This window comes from Streptomyces sp. NPDC006326 (genome assembly GCF_040612915.1).
Classification (GTDB): domain Bacteria; phylum Actinomycetota; class Actinomycetes; order Streptomycetales; family Streptomycetaceae; genus Streptomyces.
Map to the genome: position 1 here is coordinate 1 of NZ_JBEXRC010000053.1, position 12145 is coordinate 12145.

At 71.3% G+C, this 12145-nt stretch carries 12 protein-coding genes; 10 read left to right on the forward strand and 2 right to left on the reverse strand.

What is annotated here, in order from left to right:
• Nucleotides 1–91: 91 nt before the first annotated feature.
• The 10 genes from ABZ128_RS30280 (at nucleotide 92) to ABZ128_RS30325 (ending at nucleotide 9966) form a co-directional block, all read left to right on the forward strand.
• Entirely contained in the window at nucleotides 92–1390 is a 1299-nt protein-coding gene (locus ABZ128_RS30280) for an ATP-grasp domain-containing protein (protein ID WP_356852426.1), read from the forward strand.
• 52 nt (nucleotides 1391–1442) lie between these two features.
• A complete protein-coding gene (locus ABZ128_RS30285; RefSeq protein WP_356852428.1) occupies nucleotides 1443–2657 on the forward strand; it encodes an acyl-CoA dehydrogenase family protein in 1215 nt (404 codons plus the stop codon).
• 58 nt (nucleotides 2658–2715) lie between these two features.
• Nucleotides 2716–3927, forward strand: a complete 1212-nt coding sequence (locus ABZ128_RS30290; RefSeq protein ID WP_356852430.1) for an acyl-CoA dehydrogenase family protein — start codon at nucleotides 2716–2718, stop codon at nucleotides 3925–3927.
• Nucleotides 3928–3972: 45 nt separating this feature from the next.
• On the forward strand, nucleotides 3973–5694 hold the full coding sequence (gene tsrT / locus ABZ128_RS30295; RefSeq protein ID WP_356852432.1) for a tryptophan 2-C-methyltransferase: 1722 nt from the start codon (nucleotides 3973–3975) through the stop codon (nucleotides 5692–5694).
• Nucleotides 5695–5938: 244 nt separating this feature from the next.
• Nucleotides 5939–6646: a response regulator transcription factor gene (locus tag ABZ128_RS30300; protein WP_356852433.1), complete on the forward strand. Its 708-nt coding sequence runs from the start codon at nucleotides 5939–5941 to the stop codon at nucleotides 6644–6646.
• A 166-nt stretch (nucleotides 6647–6812) separates the two neighbouring features.
• Complete coding sequence (locus ABZ128_RS30305) at nucleotides 6813–7211, forward strand: cupin domain-containing protein (RefSeq protein ID WP_356852435.1); 399 nt, start codon at nucleotides 6813–6815, stop codon at nucleotides 7209–7211.
• The gene (locus ABZ128_RS30310) at nucleotides 7208–7531 is read left to right on the forward strand and encodes a hypothetical protein (RefSeq protein ID WP_356852437.1); all 324 of its coding nucleotides are present in this window, start codon (nucleotides 7208–7210) and stop codon (nucleotides 7529–7531) included. The genes ABZ128_RS30305 and ABZ128_RS30310 overlap by 4 nt, the downstream gene beginning before the upstream one ends.
• Entirely contained in the window at nucleotides 7528–8898 is a 1371-nt protein-coding gene (locus ABZ128_RS30315) for an FAD-binding oxidoreductase (RefSeq protein WP_356852439.1), read from the forward strand. Before ABZ128_RS30310 ends, ABZ128_RS30315 begins: the two co-directional genes overlap by 4 nt.
• 116 nt (nucleotides 8899–9014) lie before the next feature.
• Entirely contained in the window at nucleotides 9015–9176 is a 162-nt protein-coding gene (locus ABZ128_RS30320) for a hydrophobic protein (RefSeq protein ID WP_356852486.1), read from the forward strand.
• Nucleotides 9177–9369: 193 nt separating this feature from the next.
• Entirely contained in the window at nucleotides 9370–9966 is a 597-nt protein-coding gene (locus ABZ128_RS30325) for an ATP-binding protein (protein WP_356852441.1), read from the forward strand.
• Here the strand turns inward: ABZ128_RS30325 and ABZ128_RS30330 are convergent.
• On the reverse strand, nucleotides 9917–10738 hold the full coding sequence (locus ABZ128_RS30330; RefSeq protein ID WP_356852442.1) for a SigB/SigF/SigG family RNA polymerase sigma factor: 822 nt from the start codon (nucleotides 10736–10738) through the stop codon (nucleotides 9917–9919). The genes ABZ128_RS30325 and ABZ128_RS30330 overlap by 50 nt on opposite strands.
• Before the next feature lie 143 nt (nucleotides 10739–10881).
• Nucleotides 10882–12021, reverse strand: a complete 1140-nt coding sequence (locus ABZ128_RS30335; RefSeq protein ID WP_356852444.1) for an AI-2E family transporter — start codon at nucleotides 12019–12021, stop codon at nucleotides 10882–10884.
• Nucleotides 12022–12145: the final 124 nt, after the last annotated feature.

The window sequence follows — 12145 nt, forward strand, 5'->3', positions numbered from 1 at the left end:
CCGACTCCCTGATCAGCGTCCTCGCGCACCGCTCGCAGGACATCCTCACCGACCTCATGGCGCGCCGCGCCGTCACCGAGGGGAGCAGCGCATGACGGCCGGGCCGGGCGCGCTGCTGGTCATCGGCAGCGGTCTGAAGGTCTACCGCGAGTACCTCGTGGCGCCGATCCGGCGCCGTGCCCGCGAAGCCGGGCTGGACATGGTGCTGTTGAACAACCTCAAGCCCACGTGGCAGCGCGAGTACTTCGACGAGATCATCGTCGCCAACGTCTTCGACTCCGAGGCGATGGGTGCGGCCGCCCGCGAGGTGGCGGGCCGCCGGCGCATCGTGGGACTGATGTGCTGGGACGAGCCGCTGGTCCTGGACGCCGGCCTGCTCGCCGCCGAGTTCGGTGTGCCGGGGCTGTCGGTGCCCGGCGTACGGGGCTGCCGGGACAAGGAGCTCACCCGGGCCCAGCTGACGGCGGCGGGCCTCTACCAGCCCGGGTTCGAGCTGACCACCACGGCCGCCGGGGCCAGGGCGGCGGCCGAGCGGATCGGCTATCCCGTGGTGATCAAGCCCCGGGCGATGGGGGCCAGCATCGGCGTCGTGTTCGCCGCCGACGAGGCCGAAGTGGACGCGGCATTCCGGATCGCCCTGGCGGCGAGCGAGGTCGACCCGGGGCCCTACCGTGCGAGCGCGCTCGTCGAGGGGTACGCCCCGGGGCCGGAGATCAGCGTCGACGGCGCCGTGCACAAGGGCGAGTACCTGCCGATGTTCGTGGCCCGCAAGCACAGCAGCGACCAGCCGTACTTCGAGGAGGTCGGGCACCTCGTCGACGCGGCCGACCCGCTGCTGGAGGACCGCGAACTGATGCGCACCCTGGCCCGCGCCCACCAGGCGCTCGGCATCGAGGACGGCATCACCCACAGCGAGGTCAGGCTGACCGACCGCGGGCCGCTGATCATCGAGATCAACGGCCGGCTCGGCGGGGACCTGATCCCCTTCCTCGGCCGGACCGCCACCGGAATCGAGCCCGGTGAGGTGCTCTTCGACGTGGCCACCGGCCGGTGGCCGGACACCGGCCACACCCGCAGGGCGGTCGCCGGCATCCGCTTCGGCTATCCCGCGCAGGACTGCGTCCTGCGCTCGGTGACGGTGCCGACCCGGGCACCGGGACTCGTCGCCGCGGCCCCGATGGCCGAGCCCGGCACCACGCTGCGGCTGCCGCCCGGCGGCTACCTGGCACGCCACTCCTTCGTGGTGTGCGAGGCCGACGACACCCGGACCTGCCTCGACCGCCTGGCCACGGCGGCGGCGCTGGTGCAGCTCGACACCGAGCCGGCCGGCCCGCCGGAACCGAACGCACCGTTCGCGATGCCGGCCGGTCTGCTCGACGTCGACGAATGACCGCGAAGACCGCAAGGACCACACCGGCCCGTCACTTGAGGGGGACCACCACATGACCACGACGACCCGGAACCCGGGCACCGGGGCGCCCGGAACCGCGGCGGAGATCCTGGCCCGCGCGAAGGCGCTGGCCCCGCTGCTGCGGGCGCGGTCGCAGGAGATCGAGGAGGCACGGCAACTGCCGCCGGACGTCGTACGGCAGCTGCGCGAGACGGGTGTGTTCCGGATGTGCTTCGGCAGGGAGTGGGGCGGCCCCGAGCTGACCTCCATGGAACAGGTCGAGGTCGTCGAGACGCTCGCCTACGGGGACGCCTCCGCGGGCTGGTGCGCCGCCATCGGCGCGATGACCGGGGCGATCAGCAACTTCCTGGAACCGGCCACCGTCAAGGAGATGTTCCCCGGCCTGGACGTGATCACCGCCGGGCTGATCGCGCCGGCCGGCCGGGCCGAGCGGGTGCCCGGTGGTTTCCGGCTCAGTGGCCGCTGGTCGTTCGGCAGCGGGATCACCCACGCGGACTGGGTGACCTCGGGGGCGTTCATCTACGAGGACGGCAAGCCGTACGCCAGCCCGGACGGCAGCAACGCGCACGCCTCCCGCCAGTTCCTGGTACCCGGCCACCAGGTCGAGGTCGTGGGCAACTGGGACACCACCGGCCTGTGCGGCAGCGGCAGCAGCGACTACACGATCACCGACGTGTTCGTACCGGAGGAGCACACCTACACCTTCTACAAGCCCAAGGGGCGCCCCAGCCCGCTCGCCCAGCCCGATTCCTTCATGCGCAGCCTGTGCGCCGTACCGCTCGGGGTGGCCCGCGCCGCGCTGGACCACACCCGGGAGACGGTGCTGGGCCGCACGGACCGGATGACCGACACCGCCTGGGCGGACATGTTCCGGGTGCAGGTCGCCCTCGCGGAGTGCGAGGCGGACTTCAACGCCACCCGCAGCGGCGTCTACGCCAGCTCGCAGCGGCACTGGGAGGTCCTGGCCTCCGGCGGCACCCTGGACGACCTCACTCCCGTCGAGCGGGCCGCCTCCTCCCTGGCGTGGGTCCACGCCTTCCGGACCTCGCGCGCCATCGTCAACCGGCTCTACGACCTGCTCCAGACCTGGTCGATCAACCGGTCCTCGCCGATGGACCGCTGGATGCGCGACACCACGGTCATGTGCCAGCACGTCGCCGCCTCGGACCTGATCCTCGAATCGGCCGGCGCCTACCTGCTGGGCCGGCCGCCCAAATTCCGCATGAGCCTCGGCCTCGTCAGGTAGCAGCACACCACCCGTACCCGAACGACCCGTGAGACCAATCAGCTGGGGGGAAGCACACATGAACACGGTCCGGACTCCGGTCGCCCAGGTACCGGAAACCGCCGCGGAGCTCCTCGCACGCGCGAGGGAACTGGCGCCGCTGCTGCGGGAGCGGTCCGACGAGATCGAACGGGCACGGCGACTGCCCGCGGACGTCGTGGACCTGCTGCGCGGGGCCGGGGTGTTCCGGATGGCCTTCGGACGGGAGTGGGGCGGCCTGGAGCTGACCTCCGTGGAGCAGACCGAGGTCGTGGAGGCGCTCGCCCACGGGGACGCCTCCGCCGCCTGGTGCGCGGTGATGGGGGCGAGCACCGGTGTCTACAGCGCGTTCCTGGAGCCGGCGGTCGCCAAGGAGATGTTCCCCGGCCCGGACCTGGTCACCGCCGGACTGCTCCAGCCCACCGGCCGTGCCGAGCGGGTGCCCGGCGGTTTCCGGCTCAGCGGCCGCTGGTCGTTCGGCAGCGGGATCACCCACGCGGACTGGGTGACCTCGGGGGCGTTCATCTACGAGGACGGCAAGCCGTACGCCAGCCCGGACGGCAGCAACGCGCACGCCTCCCGCCAGTTCCTCGTGCCCCGCGAGCAGGTCGAGATCATCGACAACTGGTACACCACCGGCATGTGCGGCACGGGCAGCTGCGACTACACGATCAGCGACGTCTTCGTGCCGGAAGAGCACACCTTCACCTTCGGCAAGGTCAAGGGCCGCCCGAGCCCGCTCGCCCAGCCCGATTCCTTCACCCGCAGCATGTGCGGGGTGGCACTCGGGGTGGCCCGCGCGGCGCTGGACCACACCCGGGAGACGGCGCTGGGCCGCACCGACCGGATGACCGACACCGCCTGGGCGGACACGTTCCGGGTGCAGGTCGCCCTCGCGGAGTGCGAGGCGGACTTCAACGCCACGCGCAGCGGGGTCTACTCCAGCATGGGGCGGCAATGGGAGGTCCTGGCCGCGGGCGGCACCCCCGACGACCTCACCCCCGTGGAGCGGGCGGCATCACCGCTGGCCTGGGTGCACGCCTTCCGCACCTCGCGCGCGATCGTGAACCGGCTCTACGACCTGCTCCAGACCTGGTCGATCAACCGGTCCTCGCCGATGGACCGCTGGATGCGCGACACCACGGTCATGTGCCAGCACGCCACGGCCCAGGACCGCATCCTCCAGTCGGCCGGCGCCTACCTGCTGGACTCCAAGCCCGAGTTCGGGATCTGCCTCGGCATCGTCAAGTAAGGCACGAGCAACAGGACAAGTACCGGCCACGGGGGAGGAGATCCGATGGGCAGAGGACTCGTACTACTGGTCAATCCCAACAAGGTGCACCCGCCGATCGCGCCCTATGCGCTCGACGTGCTCACCACCTCGTTGGAGGCTGCCGATTTCGAGGTCGAGGTCGTCGACCTCACCTTTCACCGGGAGGACTGGAAGTCGTACCTCTGCGAGTACTTCGCGGGACGCAGCCCCCTGCTCGTCGGGGTCACCATCCGCAACACCGACACCGTCTACGCCTTCGAGCAGCGCCCCTTCGTCGGGGAGCACAAGGAGATCATCACCGAGATCAGGCGGCTCACGGACGCGCCCGTCGTCGGCGGCGGCATCGGCTTCTCCTCGATGCCCTTCGCCCTGGTCGACTACTTCGGCATCGACTACGGCGTCAAGGGCCCCGGTGAGCAGATCCTCTGCGACCTCGCCGACGCCCTGGCCACGGGCCGCGACCCGGGCACGGTCTCCGGCCTCCTGCGCAACACCCCCGAAGGCGTCGTCCGGGTGCCGCCCCCGGCGCTGACCGCCTCCGCGCGGCGTACCCCGTCGGCGCTTCCGGCCGGACAGTTCGAGGACCGGGTCTGGCAGGTGGACCGCTCCGGCACCTATGTGCGCCGCTCCGGCACCCCCCACAAGGTGGACAACCTCCTCTACTACCAGCGCGGCGGGCTCGCCGGCATCCTGACCAAGAACGGCTGCACCTACCGCTGTTCCCACTGCGTGGAGCCCGACGCCAAGGGGACGCGTTTCGGCCGTCGCGACGTCCGCGCCGTGGTCGACGAGATGCAGTCCCTCGCGGCCCAGGGAATCCTCGACCAGCACACCACCGACAGCGAGTTCAACCTGTCCATATCGCACGCGAAGGAGCTGCTGCGCGAGATCGTCCGGCGCAGGCACACCGACCCGGGCAACCCGCTGAACTCCCTGCGCCTGTGGGTCTACTGCCAGCCCTCCCCGTTCGACGAGGAGTTCGCCGAGCTGCTCGCCGCGGCGGGCTGCCGCGGGGTGAACGTCGGATCGGACCACGTGCGCGCCGACATGCTGCGCGACTGGAAGATCACGGAGAGGGGCACCCCGTACTACACCTTCGCCGACACCGAGAAGCTGGTCCGGCTCTGCCACGCCCACGGCATGCTGACCATGGTCGAGGCCCTGTTCGGGATGCCCGGCGAGACACCGCAGACCATGCGGGAGTGCGTCGAGGCGTTCATGGCGCTGGACGCCACCGTGACCGGGTTCTCGCTGGGGCTGAGGCTCTTCCCGTACACCCCGCTCGGCATGTCGCTCGCCCGGCAGTGCGACGGGGTGCGCACCGTGCCGGGGCTGCAGTCCAACACCGCGACCGGGCCGATCGTGCTGAAGCCGCCGGCCAAGTGCTCCGGCCCGGTCGAGTACGAACGGCAGTTCATGTTCGACGAGGCGGGCAACTTCCGCCTGGTCTGCTACTTCTCCCCGGACCTGCTGGAGGACGCGGGCACGCTCGCCGATCCGTCCGGGCGCTGGAGCCGGTCGGTGGAGCTGCTCTGGGACCTGGTCGACCCGGCAGACCACCACCGGGTGATGCTGCCGACGCTGGCAGGCTCCAGCGAGCACGACAACAACTATGCGGACAATCCCTTCCTCACCAGCCTGAGCGGACTGGGGTATACCGGAGCTTTCTGGGCGCATTGGCGTGAGCGGGAAGCCATCCTGCGCCAGGCGAAGGACCTCGGCGCGGTCGGAACGGTCGGAGCGTGATCTGACCTGAATTCAATTCTTGACACGCCCCCGCGGCCTGTCGAAAATGCCTCGAATGCCGATGCCTCCGCGGACGTGATAATCGGAGCGCACGGTGCCTTCCTGCCCGTTGCGGTTCCCCTGATCCCTGCACCATTCTGTTACAGGTCGGTCTGACCACGGTGAATGGCCGAGTTGGGGGGAAGGTATGAATCAGAAAACGGACATCAAGGGGTTACTCTGGCCACTCTCGTCACATTTCGATGTGCGAAGAGACAACACGAGCCGCTGGATCGACGCCGAACTGCCGGGACTGCGCAGACCCCGCACCACGGTAACCGTCGTACTCGCCGACGCCCAGCCCGCGATTCGGCACGGTGTCCGTTCCGTCCTGGAACGGACGGGGGGCATATCGGTCGTCGGCGAAGCCGGCACGGCGGACGAGGTGATCGCGCAGACGTCCCGCTGCGGACCGCACGTGCTGGTCGTCGACCCGCTGATGGACGAATGCTCCGGAACGCGGGTCATCAGCCAGGTCCTGCGGCTCAGACCCGAGACCGGTGTCCTCGTCTTCAGCGCGGCCGACGACGACGAAGCCGTCACCTCCGCCCTCCAGGCCGGCGCACGCGGCTATCTGTTCAAACGGGCCGACGCGGAACAGATCCTGCGCGGCATCCAGGCCGTCGCGGCCGGAGAGGCCATCGTCGACAAGTCGATCGCCAGCCGGCTCGGCACGCTCATGTCCCGGACGGCCGGACGGTACGGCTACCCGTTCCCGCAGCTCACCGACCGGGAACGGGAAGTCCTGGAACGCATCGCCGCCGGAAAGTCGAATGCGGCCATCGCCCGGGAGCTCGTCCTCGCGTCCAAGACCATCAGCAACCGGGTGTCCGTGATATTCGGGAAACTCGGCGTGGCGGACCGGGCGCAGGCCATCGTCATGGCCCGCGACGCGGGTCTCGGGCACGGCTGACCGCCGATTCGTCCCGCACACGGATCGGCGGCAGATTCCCTTTCGGCAGGGAATAGTTCCCCTGTCGAAAGGGAGCCGTCTGCTCCTAGCCTGATCGTCGTCGTCCGTACGGGAATTGCATGACGCCGATCGGAGGGGAACGTTGACGGACCTGGAACAGCCCGACGTGGACATTCGCAAGGCGGAGCCGGAGAATGCGGTCCGGGAACACGGCCTGGATCTCGCGCTCCTCCAGCCGTGGCCGGGCCTGAACGCCCCTTTTCGAGGTGCCTGGTGCATTCTGCGTCCCGGTGACGTGTCCGACACGCACTCCCACCACGAACGCGAGATGTTCATCGCCCTGTCCGGCCGGGGTGAGGTCGTCTGCAACGGACGCCGGCACGCCCTCGCGGCCGGGGACATCGCGCTCATGAAGGCCGGAACGGAGCACCACGTCGTCAACGAGCACGGCGAGGACTTCTCCTACTACGCCATCTGGTGGGGCCGGAGCATGTCGGCCGACTTCCTCGCCGAGGAACTGCGCCGTGACGGCGGGGAACCGACCGGAGCGGAACCGGCCGCGTGATCAACTACGACGGGCGCACCTTCCGCAAGCCCCAGGGCGACGTCCGCACCGTCGCCGTCTACCACCAGCAGGACGACCTCGTCTGGGGCGAGGTCGCCGGCGGCGACGTGCGCCGCGGGTGGACCGTCGGCACCTGCGAGCCGGACGGCACCCTGCGGATGGGCTACACCCTCGTGTTCTCGACCGGTGAGGTGGTCTGCGGACGCACGGTCAACACGCCCGAGCTCGCCGAGGACGGCCGCCTGCGGCTGCGCGAGGTCTGGGAGCGCTACGGCCCGCACGCCGCGACCGGGATCTCCTACATAGAAGAGGTGCAGTGAACCGCGCATCCGAGTCCGACTGGCAGCGCCTGGAGAAGACCGTGACGGGCCGGCTGCTGCGGCCCGGCGCCCCGGATTTCCACGCCTCCAGCGCCCCGTTCAACAAGCGCTTCACCACCACCCCGAGCGGCGTGCTCCGGGCGGCGGACACCTCCGACGTACGCCACGCCCTCGCCTGGGCCCACGACACCGGCACCGGCCTCGTCGTACGCAGCGGCGGGCACAGCTACGCGGGCTACTCCGCCGGCACCGGGCTGGTCCTCGACCTGAGCGCGCTGAACTCCGTGACCGCAGACGGCTCCACCGGCCTCGTCACCGCCGCGGGCGGCGCCCGGATGGCCGACCTCTACGCCGCCCTCCAGCCCCACGAGATGGCCTTCGCCCTGGGGAACGGAGCCTCGGTCGGCATCGCCGGCCTCACCCTCGGCGGAGGCTCCTCCTCCACCTCCCGCAAGCTCGGTCTGACCGCCGACGCCCTCGTCCGCACCACCCTCATGACGGCCGACGGGCAGCTGCTGACCTGCGACGCCGAGGAGAACCCGGACCTGTACTGGGCCTGCCGCGGCGGCGGCGGCGGGAACTTCGGCATCAACCTGTCCTTCACCTTCCAGGCGACCCCGGTGGCGGACGTGTCCACCTGCCTGCTGCTGTGGGACGGCGCGGACGCCCCCGAGGTGTTCTCCCTGATGCAGGAGATCACCCGGGACGCCCCGGACGAGCTGTCAGTCCGGCTCGGAGTCAGCGCCGCCGGGACCGATCCGGTGGTCTCGGCCGTCGGACTGCACCTCGGCCCCGCGAGCGAACTGCGCGAACTCCTCGCCCCGCTCCTCGCGGCGACCCGCCCGGTCCGCCAGGACATCGCCGACCGCACGTTCTGGGAGGCCAAGGACTACCTCCTGCACGAGACCTCGGCCGGCGCGTTCGCCGTGCGCACCGGCTTCGCCGGCCGGCCCCTGCCCGCCGAGGCGGTCGCCACCGTCCTTGCCTGGCTGGAGCGCCGGCCGGGCAGCGGCAACCCGGACGGCTGCGGCCTGGCCCTGTACACCTGGGGCGGCGCCATCAACCGCGTCGCCCCCGAGGCCACCGCCTTCGTCCACCGGGACGCCCTCGGCCTGGTCAGCCTGGACACCTCCTGGGCCGAGGACGACAGCCCCGCCACCGTGGAGGCCAACCTCGGCTGGCTGGCGGGCCTGCGCGAGGCGATGGCCCCGTACACGGGCGACGGGGCGTACCAGAACTTCATCGACCCGGACCTGCCCGACTGGCGCACCGCGTACTACGGCACCAACTACCCGAGGCTGGTCGAGATCAAGAAACGGTTCGACCCCGACGGCTTCTTCAGCTTCGGTCAGTCCATCGGGTCGTGACGCACCGCCTGCCGGAGAAGCAGCGCGTGCGGAGAACACCGCCTGCGGAGAAACAGCGGATCGGGGGGATTGCACCCCTTCGGGGTGGGCAGACGGCGCTGTGGAGGTTGATAGCCATGGTTCCCCTGCTACTTGTTCTCCTTCTGGTACTGATCCTTTTCGGTGCAGGCTTCGCGGTCAAGATCCTGTGGTGGATCGCTCTCGCCGTCCTGGTCTTGTGGCTCATCGGCTTCATTGCCCGCCCGTCGGGCGGCGGCGGCCGCTGGTACCGCTGGTAGTCCGCCCTCAGGGCCTGCGTGCGACCGGCCCCCGTCCCATCCGGGTGCGGGGGCCCGTTGCATGCCGCCGGCACGCCCCGGCCGGTGAATTGCCGCCCCCTGACGGGGTAGGCGACGTGTGGATGCCGGGGCAGGCAGGAGACGCGACGATGACGACGGTGCAACGTCTCCCGGTTCGGGCGGGCGGTGAGCCATGAGCCAGGAGATCCGCAGACTGCTCCTCGACGCCGGGAGCCCGGGCGTCGTCACCCGCTGTCGCGACTTCACCCGCCAGGCCCTCGCGGACTGGCACTGGCTCCCCGCGAGCGCCGGTGAGTCCCGGGCCGCAGCGCCCGGCGCCGGAAGCCCCGAGGCCGGGGGCGAGGGCGCCGGGAGCGAGGACGCCGGGAGCGACGACGCGGGGCGCGAAGAAGGCGCCGAGGCCGCCGAGGACGTCCTGCTCATGGTCTCCGAGCTCGTCAGCAACGCCTGTCTGCACGCGGGCGGCCCCCGCGAACTGGTCCTGGACCACGACTCCGGCCGCCTGCGCATGGAGGTCGGGGACGCCAGCCCCGTCGGCCCCCGGCTCAAGTCGGCCGCCGACCCGGCCCTGCCGGGAGGGCACGGCCTGGTGGTCCTGGCGCGGCTCTCCCGCACCTGGGGGTGGGAGCCCTACACCGACGGCCGGGCGGGCAAGAAGGTGTGGGCCGAAGTACCCGCACCGCCAACCCGCCGGCCGCGCCCCCCGCAGCCGCCTCCGGTCAGCGGTCTTCGAGAAGGCTCGTCCGCAGGCCGGCGAGCGTCCGGCTGAGCAGCCGCGAGACGTGCATCTGGGACAGCCCCAGCCGGTCGCCGATCTCGGACTGGGTCAGCTCCTGGCCGAAGCGCAGGGACAGCAGGGTCCGCTCGCGCTCGGGCAGCCCCGCCAGGATCGGCTTGAGGGACTCCAGGCACTCGATCCGGTCGTAGGCGGTCTCCTCCTCGCCGAGCGAGGGCCGGTCGGCGTACGCGCCGCGGTCGCCCTCCTCCTGCGCCGGGGCGTCCAGGGAGCGCGCCGAGTACGCGTGCGCGGCCTTCTGCCCCTCAGCGAGCTCCTCGGCCGTGACCTGGAGGTGCCCGGCGAGCTCGGCGTCCGTGGGCTCGCGGCCCAGGTCCTGCTCCAGGGCGTCGTGGGCCTTCGCCGCGTCGATCCGGAGCTCCTGGAGCCTGCGCGGCACCTTCACGGCCCAGCTGGTGTCACGGAAGAACCGCTTGATCTCGCCCACGATCGTGGGCATGGCGAAGGTCGTGAACTCGACCCCGCGCCCCGGGTCGAACCGGTTGATGGCCTTGATCAGGCCGATCGTCCCGACCTGGACGATGTCCTCCATGGGCTCGCTGCGGCCGCGGAAGCGGCGGGCGGCATACTTCACCAGGCTGAGATTGAGCTCGACGAGGGTGTTGCGGACGTACGAGTACTCGGCGCTGCCCTCGTCCAGGGCCCGCAGCCGGCGGAACAGCGCCCCCGACAGCGACCGGGCCTCGTCCGTGCTCACGCTGAGCGTGTCCTGCGGAATGCCCTCGGTGACCTCTGTGTGCAGCATGTCGGCTCCTCCGACGGATGGTCGCGCCGCAGGTGTGCGGGCACGGCCGTCTCGTGAGCTGTCCTGAGGGATATACCCGCCCGGACCGGATACGAAGCGGACCGGTGTGCGCCGAGCGCAGCGCGGCAGGTCAGAGCGGCAGCTCAGGGCGGCGGCGAAGAGCGCAGCGCCTGCCGGACCGACCAGAGCACCGACACCAGCGGCACCGCCACCACCGCGCCCAGCACGCCCGCGGAGATCGCCCCCGCCACCACCGACAGCGCGACCACCACCGGATGCAGCCGCACCGCCCAGCTCATCAGCAGAGGGTGCAGCAGATGGCCCTCGATCTGGCCGATCACCACGATCAGCACCACCACGAGCCCGGCGATCAGCGGCCCCTTGGCCGCCAGGGCGACCAGCACGGCCACGGCGAGGGCCACCGGGGAGCCGATGAGCGGCACGAACGCGGCGAAGAACTCCAGCAGCGCGAGCGGCACCGCCAGCGGCACGCCCAGGGCGAAGAGGGCGATCCCCACGAGGATCGCGTTGGTCCCCGCGACGAGCACGATGCCGTGCGTGTACCCCGTGAAGGTCCGCCAGGCCGCCCGCCCGGCGACCGAAAGGCGGCCCTGCAGGCTCCGGGGGAACTGGGAGCAGACCCAGCCCCACTGCCGCTCACCCGAATGGATGAAGAAGACGGAGCAGAACAGGGCCAGTACCGCGACCGTGAGCGCCTGCACCAGCCGCCCGGCTCCGCTGACCGCGGTGCTGAGCAGCGCCGCGCGGTGGCTGGAGAGGTAGTCCCCGATCCGGGCCTGCAGGTCGTGGAGCGCGTTCGGGCTCAGCCGCAGGGGCGGCCGCTCCAGCAGTGGCTCCAGGCGCTCCAGCCCCGCCCGGAACTCCGCGACCAGCGAATTCCACTCCGCGGCCACCGTCTCGCCGACGAAGGCCAGCGCGCCCAGCAGCACCACGATGCTGCCGAGCAGCGAGCAGGCCACGGCGAGCCCCCGCGGGATCCACCGCGCCAGCAGACCGGTCAGCGGCCGCAGCAGGGCCGTGAAGACGAGACCGAGGAAGACCGCCACCCCGACCTCGTGGAACCGGCCGAGGACCATGAACACCGTGTAGACGACGGCGCCGACCACCAGCAGCCGCCACGCGTAGTCCGAGACCGTGCGCAGCAGCGGCGACACGGACGGCAGGTACGGCCGCAGCACCGGCCGTCCGGGGGTGCGGCGCACCCCGCGGGCAGGGCGGGTCCCCGCCCGGCGCGCCGGGCGCCCCGCGGATCGCCTGGTCATGTGGTGCCGCCTCTGCCGATGGCCACCTGCCCGGTGGACGGGAGTCCCGATGGAGGGAGGGAGTACTTCCCTACGAGGTCCCACGCGGGGCCGCCCGCACCACGCCTCCGGCGCCGGATTCGCC

Bases quoted from the DNA above. Each gene is read 5' to 3' on its own strand.
- ABZ128_RS30325 (WP_356852441.1), top strand. From the start codon at position 9,370: ATGAGCCAGGAGATCCGCAGACTGCTCCTCGACGCCGGGAGCCCGGGC.
- ABZ128_RS30280 (WP_356852426.1), top strand. From the start codon at position 92: ATGACGGCCGGGCCGGGCGCGCTGCTGGTCATCGGCAGCGGTCTGAAG.
- ABZ128_RS30330 (WP_356852442.1), bottom strand. From the start codon at position 10,738: ATGCTGCACACAGAGGTCACCGAGGGCATTCCGCAGGACACGCTCAGC.
- ABZ128_RS30290 (WP_356852430.1), top strand. From the start codon at position 2,716: ATGAACACGGTCCGGACTCCGGTCGCCCAGGTACCGGAAACCGCCGCG.
- ABZ128_RS30335 (WP_356852444.1), bottom strand. From the start codon at position 12,021: ATGACCAGGCGATCCGCGGGGCGCCCGGCGCGCCGGGCGGGGACCCGC.
- tsrT (WP_356852432.1), top strand. From the start codon at position 3,973: ATGGGCAGAGGACTCGTACTACTGGTCAATCCCAACAAGGTGCACCCG.
- ABZ128_RS30285 (WP_356852428.1), top strand. From the start codon at position 1,443: ATGACCACGACGACCCGGAACCCGGGCACCGGGGCGCCCGGAACCGCG.
- ABZ128_RS30320 (WP_356852486.1), top strand. From the start codon at position 9,015: ATGGTTCCCCTGCTACTTGTTCTCCTTCTGGTACTGATCCTTTTCGGT.